Source organism: Streptomyces sp. NPDC002868, from assembly GCF_055563295.1.
This window is the reverse complement of record NZ_JBVHDR010000002.1, coordinates 14,706-36,806: the sequence shown is the minus strand read 5'-3', so window position 1 is coordinate 36,806 and position 22,101 is coordinate 14,706. Positions and strand designations below refer to the sequence as shown.

Below are 22,101 nucleotides of genomic sequence, written 5' to 3'. Positions count from 1 at the left end.
TCCCCGGGGTCCGTGGAACAATCGAACCTGGGCTCACCTGTACCAATGACGAGCAGGAGACACAGCACGATGCGCATCGGAGTTCTCACGGCAGGCGGCGACTGCCCGGGCCTGAACGCAGTGATCCGGTCGGTCGTGCACCGTGCCCTGACCGGACACGGCGATGAAGTCATAGGTTTCGAGGACGGGTTCAAGGGGCTGCTCGACGGCCACTACCGCCCGCTCGACCTCAACGCCGTCAGCGGCATACTCGCCCGCGGCGGTACGATCCTGGGCTCCGCGCGCCTCGAGCGCGGCCGGCTGCGCGAAGCCGCAGAGAATTCCGCGGAGTTGGCGAAGCAGTACGGCATCGACGCGCTCATCCCGATCGGCGGCGAGGGCACGCTCACCGCGTCCCGGATGCTCGCCGAAGCGGGGATGCCCGTCGTCGGCGTACCGAAGACCATCGACAACGACATCTCCGCCACCGACCGCACCTTCGGCTTCGACACCGCCGTCACTGTCGCCACCGAGGCCATCGACCGCCTCAAGACCACGGCCGAGTCGCACCAGCGCGTGATGGTCGTCGAGGTCATGGGCCGGCACGCGGGCTGGATCGCGCTGGAGTCCGGCATGGCGGGCGGCGCGCACGGCATCTGTCTGCCCGAGCGGCGTTTCCAGGTCGAGGACCTGGTCAAGATGGTCGAGGAGCGATTCTCGCGCGGTAAGAAGTTCGCTGTGGTGTGCGTCGCGGAGGGTGCGCATCCGGCCGAGGGCTCGATGGATTACGCGAAGGGCGAGATCGACCAGTTCGGGCACGAGCGCTTCGAGGGGATCGGCAACCGCCTCGCCGCGGAGCTGGAGCTGCGGCTCGGCAAGGAGGCGCGGCCCGTGATTCTCGGTCATGTGCAGCGCGGTGGCACGCCGACCGCGTACGACCGGGTGCTGGCGACGCGCTTCGGCTGGCACGCGGTTGAGGCGGCGCACCGCGGCGAGTTCGGCATGATGACCGCGCTGCGCGGGACGGACGTTGTCATGGTGCCGCTGGCGGCGGCGGTCGCCCAGCTGAAGACCGTGCCCGAGGACCGGGTGTACGAAGCGGAGTCGGTCTTCTGAACCCTGCGGGCTTCGGCTTCGGTTGCCCAGTGGCCTTGATCGCGACCCCCGGTCCGGCCTGACCTACCGGGAGTTGACCGCGCGGGCGGACGCGGTCGGCGACGTACTGCCGCGCTCGACCGTCGCCAATATGCTCAGCCGCAGCACGGTGCCGCGCGAGGAACTCGTGGTGGCTCAGGAGTGCGGCAAGCGCGGCCCCGCCGAGGCCTTCCTGCTGGAGCCGGTGGGGCAGCCGGTGCGCGGCTACCGGCTGCGGCCCCTGCACAGCGACCTGTGCGCCGGGGTGCCTCAGGCCACGACGAAGCCCGGCGCCGAGCTACGACAACTGGCCTGCACCAAGGACGCGAAGGGCCAGTTGTTCGCGTTCGACCGGGATCCCAACGGGATTTAGCCGCGGGCCAGTTCCCAGAAGTGCTCCACTATCCGGTCCAGGAACTCCCGGCCCGGCTCCCTGGTGTCCTGCGACGCGGTGCCCCAGTTGAGGGTGGCCACCATCCGGGACTGGTAGTCGGCGTGCAGCTCCTGCAGTACGTCCTCGAGGTGGCCGCGGTCCATCGGCAGCATCTTCCCGACCGGACGGACGTACGCCTGCCAGCGCGCCTTCACCGCGTCCCGCAGCAGGTCGGCGAGGTCCTCGTCCCGGCCGGTCGCGGTCAGCAGCTCGCGGGGGCCCAGGTCCAGCACCTCGGCGAGCGCGGTGGTCTGCCGCTCATTGCCGCGCCAGCGCCCCGACTCCTCCATCCGCACATACGAGGTGGCGTCCACGCCCACCCGCCGCGCCAGGTCGTCGGGGGCGAGGCCGCGTGCCATCCGGTGCTCGCGCAGGGTGGTCGCGGCGGTGAGCAGATCGGTGGGCGAACACCACAACACCCCGGCGAGCGCGGTCAGTTCGTGCGAACCGGGGGCGTCGAGTCCGCGTTCCCAGGCGACCACCGTGTCGGGGGTGATGTGGAGTCCGTACTGGGCACGGAGGCCGTACGCGACATGGCCGGGCGCCATTCCGAGGGCCTCGCGCAGTCGGCGTGCGGCGGGGGCGTTGAAGGGTGGGGAGGGGGTGTGGTGCACGCACACACGCTAGGGGGCCGGAGGGGGCGGCGACTACGGTGCGTTCCCCCAGAGCGACTTATCGTAGGAACGTCCGAGCTGATCGTTACCGCTTGGTAACGTCACGTGACGGTGCATGCCGGCACTCACCCCTTGACGGCGCCGCCCAGCGCGAACCCGCCGCCCAGCCTCCGGGCGATCAACATGTACAGCACCAGCACCGGCGCCGAGTACAGGATCGAGAACGCCGCGAGCTGCCCGTAGATCACCGAGCCGTAGTTGCCGAAGAAGCTGAAGATCGAGACGGACGCCGGCAACTGCTCGGGGGAGAGGATCAGCATGAACGGTACGAAGAAGTTCCCCCAGAGCTGGATGAAGGTGTAGATCGTCACCACGGTCAGCCCCGGGCCCATCAGCGGCAGGACGACCCTGGTCAGCGTCTGCAGATTCGACGCGCCGTCCGTCCAGGCCGCCTCCTCCAGGACCACCGGTACGCCGTCCATGAAATTCTTCATCAGCCAGATGGAGAACGGCAGTTGGGACGTGGCGAGGAACAGGCCCGTGCCGTACATCGTGTCGATCAGATTGACCTGCACGAACAGTCCGTAGACCGGGACCATGACCGCGGTGATCGGCAGACACGTCGTGAACAGGATCGTCAGCAGATACGGACGGCCCCAGCGCGAGTGATGGCGCGAGAGCGGATACGCGGCGAGCGCCGCGCACACCACCGTCAGCAGGGTCGCGCCGCCGCACAGCAGCAGGCTGTTGAGCATCGGCGTGAAGGTGATCTCGTCGGTGAGCACCGCGTCGAAATTGTCGGCGGTGAACGACGAGGGCGCCCGCACCCGCAGATCCGCCTCCGTGTCCACCGAGGCCAGCAGCAGCCACACCAGCGGAATCGCGAAAGCCGCGGCGGTCAGCAGCAGGGCGGCGTTGGCGGCGAGCCGGGCCTGGGTGGTCCGGCGCATCACACCTCCACCTTCATCAGGCGCAGATAGACGATCGAGAACAGCGAGCCCACCAGCAGAAGCAGCAGCGCCACCGCCGTGCCGTAGCCGATCAGGCTCTTCAGGAACGCCTGGTCGTACATGAACACCGGCAGTGTCTGGCTGCGATTGCCCGGGCCGCCGCGCGTCATCGCCCAGATCAGGCCGAAGACCGACAGCGTCGAGAGCGTGTTCAGCATCAGATTGGTGCCGATCGAGCGGCGGATCATCGGCAGCGTGATGTGCCAGACCCGGCGCGGGCCGCTCGCCCCGTCGACCTCCGCCGCCTCCGTGATGTCGCGCGGGATCTCGGCGAGCGCGGCGGAGTAGATCAGCATCGAGAAGGCAGTGCCGCGCCAGACATTGGCGAACGACACCGCGAGGATCGGCAGTGTGAACAGCCAGTTCTGGGAGGGCAGATGGAGCCAGTCCAGCAGGGCGTTCAGCGTTCCCTCGCGGCGGAAGAAGGTGTACAGCAGGAACGCCGCGACGATCTCCGGCAGCACCCAGGCCGTGATGACGAGGGTGCCGGTGAGGGTCCGTACGGGACGGGACGCGGCCCGCATCAGACCGGCCAGCGCCAGGCCCAGCGTGTTCTGGCCGACTACTGCCGAGACGAAGGTGAAGACGAGCGTGAGCCAGACGGCGTTACGGAAATCGTCGTCGGCGAAGGCCCGGCGGAAATTGTCCAGGCCGACGAAGTCGGAGCCGGACGCGCCCGTCAGCTGCGTGTCGGTGAACGCGATCCAGACGCAGTAGCCGATCGGTCCTGCCAGAAAGAGAAGCAGAAGGATGGTGGCGGGGGCGAGCGGTACCCACCGCCACCATCCCGTTCCGGTGGCGCTCACTTGGTGAGGACCGCGCCGTCGACGATCGTCTTCAGCTGGTCGTCGTACGCCTTCGCCGCGTCCGCCGCCGATGCGTCACCCGTCGTCACCTTCTCCATCGCCTCGCCGATGGCCGTCGAGACCTGCGGATAGACGGGCAGCGCGGGCCGGTAGTGGGTGTACTGCACAAGGCCGGTGAAGAAGTCGATGCCCGGCATGGACTTCAGATACTTCGGGTCGGCCGCCACATCGTTGCGTACGGCGATCTGCGCGGCGACCACGCACCACTGCGTCGCGTTCTCCGCCGTCTGCAGCGTTTTGATGAAGTCGAAGGCGAGATCGGGGTTCTTGGCTTTCTGCGGGATCGACCAGGCCCAGCCGCCGGACATGGACACCTTGCCGGGCGCCTGCCCGGTCTGCGTCGGCATCGGGGTCTGGGCGAGCTCCTTGCTCCAGTCCGGCCACTCCTTGGGGCCCTTGTTGATCCAGTTCTGGCCCATCCAGGAGCCGTCCAGGGAGATCGCCAGCTTGCCCTCGGGGAGCCACTCGGTGGCGACGCGTGTGCCGACGTTGGGGTCGAGGGCGTCCGAGACGTCCGGGCCGAGCTTCTCCGCGTACACCGTCCGTACGAAGTCGAGCGAGTCCTTGAAGCCCTTGCCGCCCGTGACCCACTTCTTGGCGGAGGCGTCGTAGAGGGGGTCCTTGCCGGTGCCGTACAGCAGCATCTCGAAGCCCTGCATCACGGCCGCCTCGCCGGGGCCCTTGCCGGTGTAGACGTTGAGCGGGATGACGCCGGGGACCTTCTGTTTGACGGTACGGGCCGCGGTGAGGATCTCCGCCCAGTTCTTGGGCTGCCAGTCGGCGGGCAGGCCCGCCTTCGCGAAGATCGCCTTGTTGAACCAGAGGCCGCGGGTGTCGGTGCCGTCGGGGATGCCGTACGTCTTGCCGTCCTCCGCCTTGGCCGCCGCCTTCGCCGTGTCGACGAACTGGCTCCACTGGTCCCACTTGGGGAGATAGCCGTCCAGCGGCTTCAAGTACCCGGCCTTGATGTCGGAGTTGATGCGGAAGGTGTCCTCGTAGACCAGATCCGGGGCGGTCTTGGGGGAGCGCATCATCTGCTGCGCCTTGGTGGCGTAGTCGTTGTCCGGGGCCTGGATCGGTATGAGCTTGATCTTCTTGCCCGGGTGTTCCTTCTCGAACTGCTTCTTGGCGGCCTCGAGATGGGCGTCCTTGAACCGGATCTTGTTGTCGGTGGACCGGTTGTAGGCGACCTTGACGGTGTCGGGGTCGCCTCCGGCGTCGCCGCCGCAGGCCGTGAGCGTTGCCGCGGCTAGTGCGGTGACGGTGGTGACGAGGATCAGTGGGGCGGTGGGGCGCACGGGCACGACCTCCTCTGAGCCGGGGGCGTCCGAGCCGGAGGGCTGCGGGCACGGGGGCTGCCCGGTGACCGTAGGACCGGCCCGTTCACAAGGTCAATCCCCGTGCAGGCCAAGGTCGTTGGGGCGGCCATTCAATGTGCGGCGGGCTTCCAGCGGTACTGGAGCTCGGGCCGCCCGATCTGCCCGTACTGCGGGCTGCGCACGGCCCGCCTTTCGGTGACGAGATGCTCGAGATAGCGGCGCGCGGTGATCCGCGAGATGCCGACGGCGGCGCCGGCCTCGGCGGCGGTGAGCCCGGTGGCGGATTCGCGCAGGGTACGGGTGACGGCCGCCAGCGTGGGGGCGCTGAGCCCTTTGGGCAGACCGCCGCCCTCGGGCGCCCGGAGCGCGGCGAGCGCCCGGTCGACCTCGTCCTGGCCGCTGGCCTCACCGGCGGCGGCGCGGAACTCGGCGTACCGGCAGAGGCGGTCGCGGAGGGTGGCGAAGGTGAAGGGCTTCAGGACGTACTGGACGACCCCGAGGGAGACGCCTTCGCGGACGATGGCGAGGTCGCGGGCGGAGGTGACGGCGATGACGTCGGCCGAGTGCCCGGCGGCGCGCAGCGACCGTACGAGGTGGAGGCCGTGCCCGTCGGGAAGGTACAGGTCGAGCAGGAGCAGATCGACCTCGGCGCGTTCGAGAATCCGTACGGCTTCGGCGCGCGAGTGCGCGACCCCGGCGACGGTGAACCCGGCGACGCGGCCGACGTAGAGGGCGTGCGCGTCGGCGGCGACGGGGTCGTCCTCGACGACGAGAACTCTGATGGGGTCGCTGCTCACTCGGCCACCTCCGCGGTGCGCGGCGGCCGGGCACTTGGCGCGGCGGGGCGCGGGGGAGGCACGGCCTGGGTGGTGGTCATGCCGGGACCTCCGCCGTTTGCAGCGGCAGTCGTACGGTGAACTCCGCGCCGCCGTCCGGACCCTGGGCCAGGGTCACCGTGCCTCGGCCGCGGTGCGCGGCCTGCTTGACCAGCGCGAGGCCAAGCCCGCGCCCCGCGCCGTGCGTGGACCAGCCGCGCCGGAACACCTCGTCCGCGTCGGCCGGGTCGATGCCCGCGCCCGAGTCCGCGACGCGCAGCAGCAGTTCGTCGCGGTCCGCGCGCGCCGTGACGGCGACCCGGGCGCGCAGCGGCCGCCCGGGCACGGGCCCGGGTTCGAGCGGGTCGCTGCCCCACCCCGTCGCCGCCTCCGACGCCGCGTCGACCGCGTTGTCGATCAGGTTGCCCAGGATCGTCACCAGGTCACGCGCCGGCAGCGACGGCGGAAGGACCCCGTCGTCGATCCGGCTGTCCTCCGTGATGACCAGCTCAACGCCGCGCTCGTTCGCCTGCGCCGTCTTGCCGAGCAGCAGCGCGGCCAGCACCGGCTCGCCGACCGCGCCGACGACCCGGTCGGTCAGGTCCTGGGCCAGTTCCAGCTCGGCGGTCGCGAAGTCGACGGCCTCGTCCGCACGGCCGAGCTCGATCAGCGAGACGACCGTGTGGAGGCGGTTGGCCGCCTCGTGCGCCTGTGAGCGCAGGGCCTGGGTGAAGCCGCGCTCGGAGTCCAACTCCCCCGAGAGCGCCTGGAGTTCGGTGTGGTCGCGGAGCGTGACCACGGTCCCGCGCTGCTTGGCACCGACGACCGGGCTGGTGTTCACGACGACGACGCGGTCGGCGGTCAGATGCACCTCGTCGACCCGCGGCTCGGACGCCAGCAGCGCGCCCATGAGCGGGGCCGGCAGCCCGAGCTCGGCCACCGGGCGGCCGACCGCGTCGTCGTCCAGTCCGAGGAGCTCGCGCGCGCCGTCGTTGAACAGGGCGATCCGCCGCTGCCCGTCGAGCATCATCAGCCCCTCGCGCACGGCGTGCAGCGCGGCCTGGTGGTAGTCGTGCATATGGCTCAGCTCGGCCGCGTTCATGCCGTGAGTATGCCGCCGCAGCCGCGCGTTGATCACGTATGTGCCGATGCCGCCCAGTGCGAGCGCCGCCCCCGCAACGCCGAGCAGCGCGGTGACCTGCTTGCGCGCCTGCTCGCTGATCTTCTGGACGGTGATGCCCGCGCTGACGAGCCCGGTGATCTTCTTGCCGTCGTATACGGGGACCACCGTCCGCACCGAGGAGCCGAGCGTGCCCACGTATGTCTCGCTGTGCACCTTGCCCCGCAGCGCAGGGCCGATGTGCCCCAGATACGTCTTGCCGATCTGGCCCGGCTCCGGGTGCGTCCAGCGCGTCCCGTCCGGGGCCATGATCACCACGAAGTTGACCCCCGTGGTCTTGCGCAGTGCCTCCGCGTACGGCTGGAGCCGGCGCGACGGGTTGTCGGAGCGCGCGGCCTCGATGACGGAGGGTGAGCGCGCGGCGGCCGCCGCCGTGGCCCTGGACTGCAGGCGCGCGGTCTCCTCGGCCTGCGAGCGGTCGGTGAAGTACGCGAAGAGCGCGCAGCCCGCCACGATCGCGGCGACCAGCACGACCTGCATGGCGAAGAGCTGGCCGGCGAGGCTGCGGGCAACGGGTATGCGCATGTAACAAGTCTGCCTGGCCGTTTTCATGTGAACGAAACGCACGCAACGGTGACCCCTGTCACAGCCTCGTGAATAGTCACGGACATCCATCGGGACATGGACGCCCAAATCAACGAGGAGGCACCCCGTGGCTGCTGGAGCCGTCAGGCGGGATCGTACCCACTATCTCTATATCGCCGTGATCATCGCGGTCGTGCTCGGCATCGCCGTGGGCCTGGTCGCCCCCGAGTTCGCCACTGAGCTCAAGCCGCTCGGTACCGGCTTCGTGAACCTGATCAAGATGATGATCTCGCCGATCATCTTCTGCACGATCGTGCTGGGCATCGGCTCGGTACGAAAGGCCGCAAAGGTCGGCGCGGTCGGCGGCATCGCGCTCGGCTACTTCATGGTCATGTCGCTGGTCGCCCTGACCATCGGCCTGGTCGTCGGCAACATCCTGCACCCGGGTGACGGCCTGGCGGTGACCGACGCGGTCAAGGAGGCGGGCCAGGGCCAGGTGGCGGAGGAGGCCAAGGACACGGTCGAATTCCTGCTCGGGATCATCCCGACCACGATGGTCTCCGCCTTCACCGCGGGCGAGGTCCTGCAGACTCTCCTCGTCGCGCTGCTCGTCGGCTTCGCGCTGCAGGCCATGGGTTCGGTCGGTGAGCCGGTGCTGCGCGGTGTCGAGCACATTCAGCGGCTCGTCTTCCGCATCCTCGCCATGGTGATGTGGGCCGCGCCGATCGGTGCCTTCGGCGCGATCGCCGCCGTCACCGGCTCCGCCGGTCTGGACGCCCTCAAGAGCCTCGCCGTGCTCATGATCGGCTTCTACATCACCTGCTTCCTCTTCGTCTTCATCGTGCTCGCCGCGCTGCTGCGCATCGTGGCGGGTCTCAACATCCTCACGCTCTTCAAGTACCTGGGCCGTGAGTTCCTGCTGATCCTGTCCACCTCCTCCTCCGAGTCCGCGCTCCCGCGGCTCATCGCGAAGATGGAGCACTTGGGCGTGAGCAAGCCGGTGGTCGGTATCACCGTCCCGACGGGCTACTCCTTCAACCTCGACGGCACGATGATCTACATGACGATGGCCTCGCTCTTCATCGCGGACTCGATGGGCAACCCGATGTCGCTCGGGGAGCAGATCCCGCTTCTCCTCTTCCTCTTCGTCGCGTCGAAGGGAGCGGCAGGCGTCAGCGGAGCCGGGCTGGCCACGCTGGCGGGCGGTCTGCAGTCGCACCGGCCGGAGCTGGTCGACGGCGTCGGACTGATCGTCGGTATCGACCGCTTCATGAGCGAGGCGCGTGCGCTGACCAACTTCGCGGGCAACGCGGTCGCGACGGTGCTGATCGGAACGTGGACGAAGGAGATCGACAGGGCGCAGGTCGAAGAGGTGCTGGCCGGGCGGCTGCCGTTCGACGAGAAGACGCTGCTCGACGACGGTCACGGGATGCCGGAGGCGGTCGAGGACGTGGCTGTGGTCGATGGCGCGGACACGGACCTGCCGGAGCAGCGGGACGCGGACGGGGTGCGCGCCAAGGTCTGACGGTTGGCGGGCGAGTCGTGCAGCGGCTGGGCGGCGGGCGGCCTGACGGGCCGGCCCACCGACCAGCCGCTGACCGCGGTCCGGGACGCCCTGACCCGCAGGCCGCTGGGCATCCCGGACCCGGAAACGGATGAGTCACTGCTGGATCGGATTGCCGTCCGTCCCGCAGATGTAGCCCGCGTTGATGCAGTTGGCCACCCGGCGCTTCAGCTCACCGTCGTCCCAGGCGTTGAAGAAATCGCCGTGGAAGGTGTAGCCGGGCGCGTTCGTGACATTGGCGCCGTTCCTGGTGCCCGCGAGGGTGAGCCCGCCGCCGTTGACCGGCCAGGTGATCAGCAGCTCGAGCCGCGGCACGACCACGGGGTGCGAGGCCGGGCAGGTCTGCCCCGCCGCGTACGCCATGTGGTCCCGGTGGTTCGCGCTGTCCAGGTTCTTTCCGTCCCAGCAGGTGGGGAAGTCCAGATAGTTCTCCAGCTTGGTGCCGGGCGGGCAGTTGATGAAGTCCCGGCTGGACTCCGGCCGGCCCACGCACGACCAGCGTGCGGCGGGATTCTGGTCGGGGGAGGTGGCCAGGGCGTTGCCGACGACATACCGCAGACCGCGCGGATGGGCGACGGCACGGGTGTGGTCGGTGATGCCCTGGTAGTAGACGGTGACCCGCTCGGGGGCCACCGGGGCTCCGTTCTGGTAGAGGGTGGGGGTCCAGTACGAGGAAAGGTCCGTCTTCGGCGTGCAGTTGGTGGTGCCGGCGGCCAGCGACTGGAGCGTCGAGGCCGCGTCGGCGGTCCTGTTCCCGTAGAACTCATGGATGTGCGAGCGGCCCGCCTGGCCGGGGAAGACGATCGGGTCGTCGCCCTGGCGGTGGCTGGAGAAGCAGTCCGCACGGAATTCGCTGCCGCGCAACGGGGCCGCCGCCTGCGCGACGATCGCGGCCTGCTGGGCCTTGGTGAAGGTGTACGCGTGGCCCGCGTGGCGCGAGGCCGCATCGGGGGCTGGTGAGTCGATCCTCGTGGTCACCCATCCCGCCGTGACCAGGAAGATCACGGCGGCGGTGCTCGCGAGCAGTCGGCGGAGCATGTGTTCCTCCTGATCGGTCAGTCGAAGGGGATGCGTACGACGGACTGGTTGCCGACGCCGACCGTGCTGGGGCCGCCGCCGATGGCGCTCCAGACCTCGATCCGGACCTTGCCGTTCGCGAGATCGCCGAGCGGTCCGGTGGACGACTTCAGGCCCTTCACCTGCGTGTAGTGCTCATAGCCCGCCACGGGGTCGGTGGCGAAGTAGTTGTACGTCTCCGTCCGGTCCCAGGTGCCGTCGCCCGTACGGTCGTAACTCACCCTGACCTGCTGGCCGTTGGCGACCGTGGAGCCCGCGTCGACGAAGAGATCGAACTGTGTCGACCCGCCGTTGTATTTCCGGGTGATCCCGGAAGAGGTGAAGACCTGCGGGTTGTGCGGGGTGCCGTCGTAGTTGGCGCCGCCCGCCGACGCCAGGCTCACCGTCGAGGCCGATGCCGCGGCGTCGCCCGCGCCGCCTCCCGTACGCAGATACAGCTGCGAGGAGCCGGACGGCGGCGGGGTGGTGGGCGGATCGGTGGTGGGCGGGGTCGTCGGGTCGCCGCCACCGCCCCTGGTCCAGACGGCGACGTAGTCGACGAGCATGGGGCGGCCGGGGACGGTCGCGGCCGTCGGGGTCTTGCCGGCCAGGGCGTCGGGGAACGCGCCGCCGATCGCGACATTGAGCAGAATGAAGTAGCCCGCGTGATCGGTCATGTTCGCCCAGGTCCCGGCGTCCACGCGGTTCTGGTTGACGCTGTGGAAGAGCTGGCCGTCCACGTACCAGCGCAGCTCATTGGGGGACAGGGAGCGGTCCCACTCGAAGCGGTACGTGTGGAAGGCGGACTGGCAACTGGCGCCGGGGCAGGCACGGTTGTTGGCGATTCCGCTGGTCTCGTTGCAGGGGCCGCCGGGGTTGACCCCGCAGTGCAGCACACCCCAGACGGAGTTGATGCCGTTGACGTTCTCCATGATGTCGAACTCGCCGATGGACGGCCAGTTCCAGAAGTTGCCGCGGTACGGGGCGCCGAGGGCCCAGAAGGCGGGCCAGTAGCCGAGCGCGGCCTGGCCGGTCACATTCGGCATCTGGATACGGCTCTCGATACGCAGGGTGCCGCCCGCCGGGGCCTTGAAGTTGGCGCGCTGGGTTTCGATACGGCCGGAGGTCCAGTTTCCCGCACCGTCCCGGAGCGGGGTGATGCGCAGATTGCCGTTGCCGTCGTGGCTGAGGTTGTCGGGGTTGTTGGTGTAGTTCTGGATTTCACCGGTGCCCCAGTTGCCGGGCCCGCCGGGGTAGGCGTGCCCGAGGTCGATCTGCCAGTTGGCGGACGACGGCAGGGTTCTGTTGGCGCCGTTGAAGTCGTCGCTCCACTGGAGGTTCCAGCCGGGCGTGGGGGGTACGTCGCCGCGCGCCGACCCCGCGCCGGTGACGGCGATGAAGCCGGCGAGGGCGACGGCGAGGGCGACGAGGATGGTGAGGAAGGGGGTGCGTTTGATGCGGCTCGTGCTCAAGGAACACCTCCGGGAGGGTGGTGCCGAGGGTGGTGTCGGGAGGGTTGAGAGCGCTCTCAAACAGTTTTGTAGATGTATGCAGTGCGGCCGTCAATGGCTGGGCACCGTTAACTTCCTGAAGACATCGGGTAGCTGTGCTGAATGGCTGGTCAGGAGCGGGGACGTGCTGGAGCAGATCTCGGCGCTGGGGGCGTACAGCGACGCCGATCGTGCTGACGTCGCCGCTGGAGCGGAAGCCAAGCCGCTGACGTCGCCGCAGGAGCGGAAGCCAAGCCGCTGCTGCCGCCGCAGAGCTGACCGCGCTGACCTCGATGTTTACCTATCGGTGGGTACCTGACTTATTTGTAGGTACTTGTGGGGGAGTGCGTGGCGAAGAAGCATTGCGGTCATGTCCACCACCGAGAACACCCCCCTTACTTCTGTCACCGTCATCGGCCTCGGCGCGATGGGCCAGGCGCTCGCCGGCGCCCTACTCGACGCAGGCCACCCCACCACCGTATGGAACCGCTCTCAGGGCAAGGGTGACGAGCTCGTCGCACGTGGCGCGGTCCTCGCCGCCACCGCCGAAGAGGCCGTACGCGCAACTGAATTGACCATTGTCTGCGTGGTCGACTACGACGCGTCCCACGCGATCCTGGCCCCGCTCGCCGACGCCCTCGCGGGCCGCGTCCTGGTCAACCTCACCTCCGACACCCCCGAGCGCTCCCGCGAGGCGGCGGCCTGGGCGGAGTCCCACGGCATCAGTTACCTGGACGGCGCGGTGATGGTGCCGACCCCGCTGATCGGCTCGCCCGATGCGCTGCTCTTCTACTCCGGAGCGCAGGGAGCTTTCGAGCGCTACGAGTCCACCCTGAAGTCGCTGGGCGGCAAAGCCGCCTTCGTCGGCACGGACCCCGGGCTCGCCGCGCTCTATGACCTGTCGTTGCTCGACTTCTTCTACGGCAGCATCTCGGGCCTGGTGCACGCGTATGCACTGGCCACGGCAGACGGGGTCAAGGCCGCCGACATCGCCCCGTATCTGAACACCATCGTCCAGATCCTGCCGCCCATCGCGGAGTACACGGCGGCCAACATCGACGCGGGCAGCTACCCGGGGGCGCAGGCCAACCTCGGCATGATGGCCGCGGGCGTCGAGCACATCCTGCACGCCGCGCGCACCCGCGGGCTCGACGTCTCCCAGCTGGAGGCCGTCAAGTCCGTCGCGGACCGGGCGATTGCGAAGGGCCACGGCTCCGACGACTGGGCGAGCACGTACGAGGTATTGCGGGACTGAACCGCTTGCCTTGACGCCGACGTCAAGGATTACCGTCGAAGACATGCGAATCGGCGAGCTGGCGGAGCGGGCGGGCACCACCACACGCACCCTGCGCTACTACGAGTCCCGCGGGCTCCTGCCCGCCCGGCGCGCGGTGAACGGCTACCGCTCCTACAACGAGGACGATGTGCGGCTGCTCCAGCAGATCCGGACCTTGCAGGATTTCGGGTTCGACCTGGAGGAGACCAGACCGTTCGTCGACTGCCTGCGCGCCGGCCATCCGGCGGGGGACTCCTGCCCCGCCTCGCTCGCCGTGTACCGGGCGAAGCTCGGCGAACTGGACACGCTGATAGAGCAGTTGCAGTCGGTGCGCGCCCAGGTCGGGGCACAGCTCGCGCGGGCCGAGGCGGAGCTGCCGGCCGGACCGGAACCACGTTGTGAATTCGGAGGCTGACGAATGATTCAGGCAGAGGGCGTCGCCGCGGTGACGGACGCGGACTTCGACGCCGAGGTGCTGGGGGCGGACCGCCCGGTCCTGGTCGAGTTCACTGCGGACTGGTGCGGCCCGTGCCGCCAGCTCGCGCCGGTGCTGAGCGCGCTCGCGAGCGAGGAGACCGGCCGGCTGAAGGTCGTGCAGCTTGATGTGGACACCAACCCGGAGATCACGACGCGGTACGGCGTGCTGTCGATGCCGACGCTGATGGTGTTCCGCGAGGGCGAGCCGGTGAAGTCGATGGTGGGCGCGCGTCCGAAGCGGCGGCTGCTCCAGGAGCTGGAGGACGTGATCTAGGCAGTACCTCGGCGAACTTGGGGATCGGGCGACGGGGTCCGTCCGTGCGTTCTCTCGTGGCCGCTTAGGATCTGGTTGTGATAGCTGACCTGCAGTGTGTGGTGCTGGACTGCCCCGAGCCAGTGCAACTTGCCGAGTTCTACCGCTCACTGATCGGCGGGACGGTCAATCAGCAGGATCAGCGGTGGGCGTTCGACGAGGACTGGGCGACGCTGCACTCGCCGTCCGGTCTTGTGCTCGCTTTCCAGCGGGCAGCGGATTACCGGCCACCGCAGTGGCCGGATCCCGCCCGGCCCCAGCAGTTCCATCTGGACTTCGGTGTTGCGGACCTGGATCGAGCGCAGGAGCAGGTGCTGGTCCGGGGCGCGACGGTGCTGGATGACGGCGCTGACGGGCGGAGCTGGCGTATCTATGCGGACCCGGCGGGGCATCCTTTCTGCCTTGTCCGCCACTGAGCGCAGGCGACCGGATGCCCGGAGTTCGTTCACCAGGACGTCCCGGCCACCCCGCCCTCTTCAGGCGGATCCGCCCACCTATGTAGACGGTGACCCGTTATTGACACGGCCGACGACAAGCCTGATTGCGCTGATCGTCAGGTCAGGATCACGGATCTGCACGTAGTGATCGCTTCCCGTGGCCAGGAAATGGGGGGTCTGCGGCTCCAGTTCCACCAGTGTCTGCTGAACTTTCGGCCAGGCCCGCTCAAGGCTTGTCAGGAGAGACTTCGGGCTTCCGGGCGGAAGGGCGAAGGGCTTCGTCTTACTGAGAACGGCGAGGGTTTCCGGCATCGGTTGCGCTCTGGTAACTGCTTCGATTGCACCGTCGACGTCAATGGTCTCGAATCCACGTTTTGTGTCGAGGGCTGTACCGGGATGGTTGAGCAACCCCAGGTAGGACGTCCAGTCCTTGCCGAAGAACGGCTTCATGTTCGTTCCGAAGGCGTCGACGAAGACAAGGCCGGCCGTCTGTTTCGGATGGATCTGGGCGTACAGCCGCGTGACCATTCCTCCGAAGGAGTGGCCGACGAGTAGGTACGGGCCGGGGACTTTCGCCGCTGTCAGCAGCTTGTCGAGATCACCGACCATGCTCGTCAAGGAGCGCGGGCCGGTCACGGGCGTGCTGCGCGCGGTGAGTGTGGGGGGCTTCGTATACCGGATGGTTCCGGGCCGGTCGTATTCGCAAACACGGGTGAACGTTGCGACACCGGGGAAGACCGCTGGGGACTTCGGCACGGGCGGTTGTGTATCGGTCACGTTCCAGGTGTCGGACGAGTCGTGGAACCCGGACTCCAGAATGACCGTGGGGCTCCCGCTTCCTTTGCAGTGCAGATAGATTTTCCGACCGCCGCCTATATCGACCTGGCCGGAGAACTCCTCGGCCGCCGGCGTAGGGGCCCGGGCGGCTGCGGTGTTGGTTTCGAGCGAGGTGCTGTCGCACCCCGACAATGCGATCGGTGCTGCCGCAGCCAACACAATGCTGAAGACCGGAAGGCATTTTCGCATCAAACACTCCAGCGTGACGTTGCCGCCGAGCCTAGCGTCAATCTTGATCAATCACGCTCGCCCAGCACGCGGGTGCCACGCAGAAGTCGGCGCGATGCAGCGAGCGGGCGGGGCATGGCAGCGGCCGGCAGCCACCAGGTCGTGCACGGGCCCGCACGGCCGCAGCTCCGGCCGTGCGCCCCAGACCGTCACTCTCTCGTGCACCGGACTTCTCGGCGCACAAAAACACCCCGGTACCGAATTGACGGCCGGGGTATTCCTCTGCGAATATTGAGTGTTTCACGTCCATGCACAACTAGGCGCATGGAGAGGTTGATTGGTGACACCATATCGCGTCAGGAGCTGAATTGTCAACCGAGGAATTGCATAATGAACAGCAATTCGTCTCTCTGCTCTACGAGCGCCTCGACGCACTCCGCGAGCAGGCCGAAGCCGCAGTCCGGACCACGATCGGGCAGGTCAGCACCGGTTTGCAGGCCCGGGTCGAGCGGGATGTGCTCGTCGCCGAGCAGTCCGGGCTGCTCTCCGGGCTGAATGCAGTGGACTCCGGGCTATGTTTCGGACGTATCGATCTCAAGGACGGCGTGCACCATCACATCGGGCGTATCGGAATGCGAGAGGGTGATACGGAACGTACCCCGCTGCTCATCGACTGGCGCGCACCCGTCGCCCGGCCCTTTTACCTCGCCACCGGTCATGAGCCGATGGGGCTGCGCCGGCGGCGGCACATCACCACCAAGGGGCGCACCGTCACCGCCCTCCACGACGAGATCCTCGACCTCGCCGACACCACCCGCACCGGGTACGAGGAGCATGACGCGGACGCCGTTCTGCTCGCCGCGCTCGGGGCCGCGCGCACCGGGCGGATGGCCGACATCGTGCAGACCATCCAGGCCGAGCAGGACCGCATCATCCGGGCACCACGGCACGGCGTCCTCGTCGTCGAGGGAGGTCCCGGCACCGGGAAGACCGCCGTCGCGCTGCACCGGGCGGCGTATCTGCTCTACGCGCACCGCGAGCAGCTGGCCAGGCGCGCCGTGCTGATCGTGGGGCCCAACCCGGCGTTCCTCGGCTACATCGGCCAGGTGCTGCCTTCGCTCGGTGAGACGGGCGTGCTGCTGTCGACGATGGCCGAGCTCTTCCCCGGTGTACGGGCCACCGGCGCCGACACCCCCGAGGCCGCCGAGGTGAAGGGCCGCGCCGAGATGGCCGATGTGCTGGCCCGTGCCGTACGCGACCGGCAGGCGCTGCCCGAGTCCGCGCCGGAGTCCGACCGCGAGATTGATGAGGAGGACCCGGACCACCTGCCCGGGCCCGCGCTGGAGATCGACCACGAGGAGTACGGAATCCTGCGGCTCGACCGTGAGATGGCGTACGACGCCCGCGACCGTGCCCGTGCCACCGGGCTGCCGCACAATCTCGCCCGGCCGCACTTCGCCTTCCGGATCATCGACGCGCTGACCGCCCAGCTCACCGACCGGCTCGGCGCGGATCCCCTCGGAGGGCCGAACCTCCTCGGCCTCGACGACATCGCCCAGCTCGGCAAGGAGATCGCCACCAGTGCCGAGGTGCACGCGGCGATCGACGAGCTGTGGCCCCTGCTCACCCCGGAGCAGCTCGTCGCGGACTTCCTCGCCGCGCCCGAGGCGCAACTGGCCAAGAAGGACGCCGAGTTGGTCCGGCGTATCGCCGGTCCCTGGACACCCGCCGATGTGCCGCTGCTCGACGAGGCCGCCGAACTCCTCGGCGTCGACGACAGCGCCGAGCGCGCCGCCGAAGAGGCCGAGCGGCAGGAGCGGATCGCCTACGCGCAGGGTGTGCTGGAGCTGTCCGAGGGCTCGAAGACGTACGAGTTCGAGGACCAGGAGTCCGAAGTGCTCGCCGCGCACGACATCATCGACGCCGAGCGGATGGCGGAGCGCCAGGAGGAGGCCGACCACCGCAGCGCCGCCGAACGTGCCGCCGCCGACCGGACCTGGGCCTTCGGGCACATCATCGTCGACGAGGCGCAGGAGCTGTCCGCGATGGCGTGGCGGCTGCTGATGCGCCGCTGCCCCACCCGCTCCATGACCCTGGTCGGCGACCCTGCCCAGACCGGCGACGCGGCGGGCTGCGGCTCGTGGCAGCGCATTCTCGAGCCGTACGTCGGCGACCGCTGGCAGCACACCCGCCTCGAGGTCAACTACCGTACGCCCGCCGAGATCATGGAGCTTGCGGCGGACGTGCGGCGGAGCGAGGACCCGGCCTTCGAGCCGCCGCGCTCCGTGCGCTCGACGGGCGTGAAGCCGTGGGTGGCGTCCGTGTCCGCGGACGAAGTGGCCCGTACGGTCGCCGGGCGGGTGGCCGGGGCGCCCCATGAGGGACGGCTCGCGGTGATCGCCCCGGGCGGGCTCCACGCCGCCCTCGCGGCCGAGTTGCCCGATGCCGGCCAAGGGGCCGAACCGGACCTCACCCGGCCCGTCGTGCTGCTCGACCCGCGGCAGGCGAAGGGCCTGGAGTTCGACACGGTGATCGTCGTCGAGCCGGAGCTGATCCGCTCCGGCTCGGAACACGGGACGAACGACCTCTATGTGGCGCTCACCCGGGCCACCCAGCGCCTGGGGGTGGTGTCCTCAGTCACCCGACGGGCCTGAATTTCAGGCGCTCCGGCAGGCCCGTCCGGGCGCGGCGCTCACGCCGGCCGCAGCCACAACGTCGCCAGCGGCGGCAGCGTCAGCTGAATGCTCGCCGGACGGCCGTGCGACGGCACCGACTCCGGCTTCAGCGGGTCCGGGTTGAGCACATCGCTGCCGCCGTACCGCGCCCCGTCCGTGTTGAGTGCCTCCGTCCACGCCTGGACCGCGTCCGGCACACCGAGCCGGTACTCGTGCCGCACCACCGGCGAGAAGTGGCACACGGCGAGCAGCGGCGAGCCCGAGGCGTCGTAGCGCAGGAACGCGAAGACATTGTCCTCGGCGGCGTCGCCGTCCACCCAGGCGAAGCCCCCGGGGTCGGTGTCCCGCTGCCAGAGCGCGGGGGTGGCGCCGTACACCGTGTTCAGATCGCGCACCAGATCCCGCACCCCGCGGTGGTCCGGCTCCGCCGCGTAGGACGGGTCGAGCAGCCACCAGTCCGGACCGTGGCCCTCCGACCACTCCGCGCCCTGCGCGAACTCCTGGCCCATGAAGAGGAGTTGCTTTCCGGGATGGGCCCACATGAAGCCCAGATAGGCGCGGTGGTTGGCGCGCTGCTGCCACCAGTCGCCGGGCATCTTGCTCACCAGCGACCGCTTGCCGTGCACCACCTCGTCGTGCGAGATCGGCAGCACATAGTTCTCGCTGTACGCGTACACCATCGAGAACGTCATCTCGTTGTGGTGGAACTTGCGGTGCACCGGCTCGTGCGAGACATAACCCAGCGAGTCGTGCATCCAGCCCATGTTCCACTTCAGGCCGAAGCCGAGGCCGCCGAAGCCGCCCGGGCCGACATGGTGGGTGGCGCGGGTGACCCCGTCCCAGGCCGTGGACTCCTCGGCGATCGTCACGACGCCGGGGCAGCGCCGGTAGACGGTGGCGTTCATCTCCTGCAGGAAGTCGACCGCGTCCAGGTTCTCCCGGCCGCCGTGCACATTCGGCGTCCACTCGCCCTGCTCGCGGGAGTAGTCGAGGTAGAGCATCGAGGCGACGGCGTCCACCCGCAGTCCGTCGATGTGGAACTCCTCGCACCAGTACGTCGCGTTGGCGACCAGGAAGTTGCGCACCTCCTTGCGGCCGTAGTCGAACTCGAGGGTGCCCCAGTCGGGGTGCGCGGCACGCGCCGGGTCCTCGTGCTCGTACAGCGGGCGGCCGTCGAACTCCGCGAGCGCCCAGTCGTCCTTCGGGAAGTGCGCCGGCACCCAGTCGACGATCACGCCGATGCCCGCCCGGTGCAGGGCGTCGACAAGATGGCGGAAGTCGTCGGGGGTGCCCATCCGGGAGGTCGGGGCGTAGAAGCCGGTGACCTGATAGCCCCACGAGCCGCCGAAGGGGTGCTCGGCGACCGGCATGAACTCCACATGCGTGAAGCCCAAATCCTTTACGTACGACGGAAGTTGGACGGCCAGTTGGCGGTAGGTCAGGCCCGGACGCCAAGAGGAGAGATGCACCTCGTAGACGGAGAACGGCGACTCGTGCAACGGCCGCTCGGCGCGCTGCGCCATCCACTCCTCGTCGTGCCACACATGGTGTGATTCGGTCACGATCGAGGCGTTGGCGGGCGGCACCTCGGCGCGCCGCGCCATCGGGTCGGCCCGCAGGGTGTGCGAACCGTCCGGGCGGGTGATGTCGAACTTGTAGAGCGCTCCCTCGCCGACGCCGGGAACGAACAGTTCCCAGATGCCCGTCGAGCCGAGCGAGCGCATCGGATGGCCGGTGCCGTCCCAGTAGTTGAAGTCGCCGACGACCCGCACCCCGCGGGCATTGGGTGCCCACAGCGTGAACCGGGTGCCGGTGACGCCCTGGTGCGCCATCGGATGCGCGCCCAGCGCCCGCCACAGCTCCTCGTGCCGCCCCTCGCCGATCAGATGCAGATCGAGCTCGCCGAGCGAGGGCAGGAAGCGGTACGGATCCTGCACCTCGATCTCGATCTCGGTCCCGGCGTCGGTGCCGTCGTCGTACGCGACCAGCAGCTGGTACTCCGGGGCCGCGCGCAGCGGCAGCACACCCGAGAAGAACCCGCCGCCGTCCTCGTGCAGCTCGGCCCGCAGCCCCTTGGCGAGCACGGTCACCGACCGCGCGAACGGACGCAGTACGCGCAGCTCCACACCGCCCCGCATCTCGTGCGCGCCGAGCAGCGCGTGCGGATCGTGATGCGCGCCGGCCAGCAGCCGCTCCCGGTCACCGTCATCGAGCGGCCGGGCGGCCCGCACGCCATGGCTGGCGCCGGCACGCGGCTTCGGCGCTGCCGCCTTCTTCCCCAGGGGCGCGGTGTCGGCCACCTGTTTGGGCACATCGGGGTCGGAGGAATTGCGGGACGGGGGTCGGGCGCTCACGGGGGTCGGCCTCCTTGGGCAGTGGGGGATCAGGTGGTTGCGGCCAGGCGGTCGATCGCCGCCATCGGCACCGGAAGCCAGTCGGGGCGGTGCCGGGCCTCGTAGACGACCTCGTACACGGCCTTGTCCGTCTCGTACGCGCGCAGCAGTTCGGCCTCGGCGCGCGGATCGTCGCCGCCGGCCTCGGCGTAGCCCTCGCAGTACGCCGTACGGCAAAGCTCGGCCCAGTCGGGGTTCCACGGGCGGTGCGTGCGTGCCGCGTAGTCGAACGAGCGGAGCATGCCGGCGACATCGCGCACCGGGGGCTGCGGCCTGCGGCGTTCACCGAGCGGCCGGGCGGGTTCGCCCTCGAAGTCGATGACCGACCAGTGGCCGTCGCCGTGCGGGCCGCCGCCGCGCAGGGTCTGCCCCAGATGGAGATCGCCGTGGACGCGCTGGGCCCGCCAGGCACGGCCGCGCCTGCCCAGCGCGGCCAGTGCGTCGAAGGCGGTCCGCAGCTGTGGCACATACGGCAGCAGCGCGGGCACCGCCTGCGCGGCCGCTTCAAGACGCTGGGCCATCGCGTCCGCCAGGTGCTCGGTCTGCGGCCGGCGCAGCATCACGGTGGGCAGCTCGCCCGCGAGTGCGGTGTGCACCTCGGCGGTGACGCGGCCGAGCGCGCGGGCCTCGTCGGTGAAGGAGTGCCCGGCGGCCAGCGAGTCCAGCGCGAGCAGCCAGCCGTCCTGCGAGCCGCGGAGGAACGGCTGCAGCACGCCGAGGGTGTACGGCTCGGGCGAAGTGGCCTCGTACCAGGCGACCGGCACCGGCACCCGGTCGCACCCGGCGCGGGCCAGCGCGAGCGGCAGCTCCAGATCGGGGTTGGGGCCGGGGTGAACGCGGCGGAAGAACTTGAGGATGTACGCATCGCCGTACACCAGCGAGGAGTTGGACTGCTCGGCGTCCAGCGGGCGCGCGGCGAGAGAGGCGGGGATGGCGGGGGCGCGGTCGAACCGGTCGAAGCGGAGCGGCCCGAGAGCGCCCGGCGTGCGCAGCCGCTCCAGGATCAGCTCCGCGAGCCGCGGATCGTGCAGGCCCTCGTAGACCGTCCGCCCGGCCAGCGGGCCCTCGGCCAGATGGCCGATCAGCGCGGGCGCGAGATGCGGCGGCAGTGTCTCGCGTACGCCGAGGAGGAGTTGGTAGCAGTCCTGCGAGGAGGGGGCAGGAAGCCCCGGCTGCTTCACCCGTACGAGCATATGCAGCAGCCCGGGACCCGACCCGCAGTCCAACGGCAGCAGCTCGGTCGCCGAGACGAGCGAGAAGCCGGTGACCGGGTGGCCCTTGCCGGCGAACCATCGCTGGTGGGGCAGCCAGGCGTGCAGCAGAGGGGCGAGCGACGGGAGAAGAGCGACGGGAGTCCGGGTGGATGCAGCCTCCGACATGGCATCGCGTCCTTTCCCCGAGATGCACTCCAATGGCGCTGTATGCGCAGAGTGTCCCGGATTACAGCTGTGGCTGTCCGGCGGCGCGCGGGGATGAGGGTGAGAGTGCCCGGTGCGGGGCGGCGGAAACCGCCCCGCGGGAGGTACCTCTCGTTACTTGT

At 69.4% G+C, this 22,101-nt stretch carries 20 protein-coding genes; 9 read left to right on the top strand and 11 right to left on the bottom strand.

What is annotated here, in order from left to right:
* Positions 1-69: 69 nt before the first annotated feature.
* A complete protein-coding gene (locus ACZ3H8_RS06030) occupies positions 70-1,095 on the top strand; it encodes an ATP-dependent 6-phosphofructokinase (protein WP_398984409.1) in 1,026 nt (341 codons plus the stop codon).
* 22 nt (positions 1,096-1,117) lie between these two features.
* Complete coding sequence (locus ACZ3H8_RS06025) at positions 1,118-1,486, top strand: RICIN domain-containing protein (protein ID WP_467398078.1); 369 nt, start codon at positions 1,118-1,120, stop codon at positions 1,484-1,486.
* Here the strand turns inward: ACZ3H8_RS06025 and ACZ3H8_RS06020 are convergent.
* The 6 genes from ACZ3H8_RS06020 to ACZ3H8_RS05995 all read right to left on the bottom strand — a co-directional run bounded on the left by ACZ3H8_RS06020 (position 1,483) and on the right by ACZ3H8_RS05995 (position 7,875).
* Positions 1,483-2,166 (bottom strand): helix-turn-helix domain-containing protein, encoded by a 684-nt coding sequence (locus ACZ3H8_RS06020; RefSeq protein WP_467398075.1) that lies wholly within the window; start codon positions 2,164-2,166, stop codon positions 1,483-1,485. The genes ACZ3H8_RS06025 and ACZ3H8_RS06020 overlap by 4 nt on opposite strands.
* 119 nt (positions 2,167-2,285) lie before the next feature.
* The gene (locus tag ACZ3H8_RS06015) at positions 2,286-3,110 is read right to left on the bottom strand and encodes a carbohydrate ABC transporter permease (protein WP_467398073.1); all 825 of its coding nucleotides are present in this window, start codon (positions 3,108-3,110) and stop codon (positions 2,286-2,288) included.
* Entirely contained in the window at positions 3,110-3,976 is an 867-nt protein-coding gene (locus tag ACZ3H8_RS06010; protein WP_467398070.1) for a carbohydrate ABC transporter permease, read from the bottom strand. The genes ACZ3H8_RS06015 and ACZ3H8_RS06010 overlap by 1 nt, the downstream gene beginning before the upstream one ends.
* Complete coding sequence (locus ACZ3H8_RS06005; protein ID WP_467398068.1) at positions 3,973-5,340, bottom strand: extracellular solute-binding protein; 1,368 nt, start codon at positions 5,338-5,340, stop codon at positions 3,973-3,975. The genes ACZ3H8_RS06010 and ACZ3H8_RS06005 overlap by 4 nt, the downstream gene beginning before the upstream one ends.
* A 125-nt stretch (positions 5,341-5,465) precedes the next feature.
* Positions 5,466-6,152, bottom strand: a complete 687-nt coding sequence (locus tag ACZ3H8_RS06000; protein WP_467398065.1) for a response regulator — start codon at positions 6,150-6,152, stop codon at positions 5,466-5,468.
* Between the two features lie 76 nt (positions 6,153-6,228).
* The gene (locus ACZ3H8_RS05995; RefSeq protein WP_467398063.1) at positions 6,229-7,875 is read right to left on the bottom strand and encodes a sensor histidine kinase; all 1,647 of its coding nucleotides are present in this window, start codon (positions 7,873-7,875) and stop codon (positions 6,229-6,231) included.
* 127 nt (positions 7,876-8,002) lie between these two features.
* Here ACZ3H8_RS05995 and ACZ3H8_RS05990 point away from each other — a divergent pair, with 127 nt between their 5' ends.
* Positions 8,003-9,400, top strand: a complete 1,398-nt coding sequence (locus ACZ3H8_RS05990) for a cation:dicarboxylate symporter family transporter (protein WP_467398059.1) — start codon at positions 8,003-8,005, stop codon at positions 9,398-9,400.
* A 135-nt stretch (positions 9,401-9,535) separates the two neighbouring features.
* On the opposite strand, the gene ACZ3H8_RS05985 is transcribed toward ACZ3H8_RS05990, so the two are convergent.
* Positions 9,536-10,477, bottom strand: a complete 942-nt coding sequence (locus ACZ3H8_RS05985; RefSeq protein ID WP_467398057.1) for a DUF1996 domain-containing protein — start codon at positions 10,475-10,477, stop codon at positions 9,536-9,538.
* Positions 10,478-10,494: 17 nt separating this feature from the next.
* Entirely contained in the window at positions 10,495-11,967 is a 1,473-nt protein-coding gene (locus ACZ3H8_RS05980) for a glycoside hydrolase family 16 protein (RefSeq protein WP_467398054.1), read from the bottom strand.
* On the opposite strand from ACZ3H8_RS05980, the gene ACZ3H8_RS05975 reads away from it, so the two are divergent.
* The 5 genes from ACZ3H8_RS05975 to ACZ3H8_RS05955 all read left to right on the top strand — a co-directional run bounded on the left by ACZ3H8_RS05975 (position 11,951) and on the right by ACZ3H8_RS05955 (position 14,467).
* Positions 11,951-12,304 (top strand): hypothetical protein, encoded by a 354-nt coding sequence (locus ACZ3H8_RS05975; protein ID WP_467398052.1) that lies wholly within the window; start codon positions 11,951-11,953, stop codon positions 12,302-12,304. The two genes, ACZ3H8_RS05980 and ACZ3H8_RS05975, sit on opposite strands and share 17 nt — an antisense overlap.
* Before the next feature lie 51 nt (positions 12,305-12,355).
* Complete coding sequence (locus ACZ3H8_RS05970; protein WP_467398049.1) at positions 12,356-13,240, top strand: NAD(P)-dependent oxidoreductase; 885 nt, start codon at positions 12,356-12,358, stop codon at positions 13,238-13,240.
* A gap of 43 nt (positions 13,241-13,283) precedes the next feature.
* A complete protein-coding gene (locus ACZ3H8_RS05965; RefSeq protein ID WP_467398048.1) occupies positions 13,284-13,676 on the top strand; it encodes a MerR family transcriptional regulator in 393 nt (130 codons plus the stop codon).
* Positions 13,677-13,679: 3 nt separating this feature from the next.
* Positions 13,680-14,012 carry a thioredoxin gene (gene trxA / locus ACZ3H8_RS05960; RefSeq protein ID WP_467398046.1) on the top strand — a complete coding sequence of 111 codons (333 nt, stop codon included), beginning with the start codon at positions 13,680-13,682 and terminating at the stop codon, positions 14,010-14,012.
* Between the two features lie 77 nt (positions 14,013-14,089).
* Positions 14,090-14,467, top strand: a complete 378-nt coding sequence (locus ACZ3H8_RS05955) for a VOC family protein (RefSeq protein ID WP_467398043.1) — start codon at positions 14,090-14,092, stop codon at positions 14,465-14,467.
* A gap of 78 nt (positions 14,468-14,545) precedes the next feature.
* On the opposite strand, the gene ACZ3H8_RS05950 is transcribed toward ACZ3H8_RS05955, so the two are convergent.
* Complete coding sequence (locus tag ACZ3H8_RS05950) at positions 14,546-15,565, bottom strand: alpha/beta fold hydrolase (protein WP_467398041.1); 1,020 nt, start codon at positions 15,563-15,565, stop codon at positions 14,546-14,548.
* A gap of 296 nt (positions 15,566-15,861) precedes the next feature.
* On the opposite strand from ACZ3H8_RS05950, the gene ACZ3H8_RS05945 reads away from it, so the two are divergent.
* On the top strand, positions 15,862-18,147 hold the full coding sequence (locus tag ACZ3H8_RS05945; protein WP_467398038.1) for a HelD family protein: 2,286 nt from the start codon (positions 15,862-15,864) through the stop codon (positions 18,145-18,147).
* Between the two features lie 38 nt (positions 18,148-18,185).
* Here ACZ3H8_RS05945 and glgB read toward each other — a convergent pair whose 3' ends face one another.
* Positions 18,186-20,450: a 1,4-alpha-glucan branching enzyme gene (gene glgB / locus ACZ3H8_RS05940; protein WP_467399908.1), complete on the bottom strand. Its 2,265-nt coding sequence runs from the start codon at positions 20,448-20,450 to the stop codon at positions 18,186-18,188.
* A 101-nt stretch (positions 20,451-20,551) separates the two neighbouring features.
* On the bottom strand, positions 20,552-21,940 hold the full coding sequence (locus ACZ3H8_RS05935; RefSeq protein WP_467398036.1) for a maltokinase N-terminal cap-like domain-containing protein: 1,389 nt from the start codon (positions 21,938-21,940) through the stop codon (positions 20,552-20,554).
* Positions 21,941-22,101: the final 161 nt, after the last annotated feature.

Bases quoted from the DNA above. Each gene is read 5' to 3' on its own strand.
- ACZ3H8_RS05995 (WP_467398063.1), bottom strand. From the start codon at position 7,875: ATGCGCATACCCGTTGCCCGCAGCCTCGCCGGCCAGCTCTTCGCCATG.
- ACZ3H8_RS06015 (WP_467398073.1), bottom strand. From the start codon at position 3,110: ATGCGCCGGACCACCCAGGCCCGGCTCGCCGCCAACGCCGCCCTGCTG.
- ACZ3H8_RS06030 (WP_398984409.1), top strand. From the start codon at position 70: ATGCGCATCGGAGTTCTCACGGCAGGCGGCGACTGCCCGGGCCTGAAC.
- ACZ3H8_RS05965 (WP_467398048.1), top strand. From the start codon at position 13,284: ATGCGAATCGGCGAGCTGGCGGAGCGGGCGGGCACCACCACACGCACC.
- ACZ3H8_RS05985 (WP_467398057.1), bottom strand. From the start codon at position 10,477: ATGCTCCGCCGACTGCTCGCGAGCACCGCCGCCGTGATCTTCCTGGTC.
- ACZ3H8_RS05935 (WP_467398036.1), bottom strand. From the start codon at position 21,940: ATGTCGGAGGCTGCATCCACCCGGACTCCCGTCGCTCTTCTCCCGTCG.
- trxA (WP_467398046.1), top strand. From the start codon at position 13,680: ATGATTCAGGCAGAGGGCGTCGCCGCGGTGACGGACGCGGACTTCGAC.
- ACZ3H8_RS05970 (WP_467398049.1), top strand. From the start codon at position 12,356: ATGTCCACCACCGAGAACACCCCCCTTACTTCTGTCACCGTCATCGGC.
- ACZ3H8_RS05975 (WP_467398052.1), top strand. From the start codon at position 11,951: ATGCGGCTCGTGCTCAAGGAACACCTCCGGGAGGGTGGTGCCGAGGGT.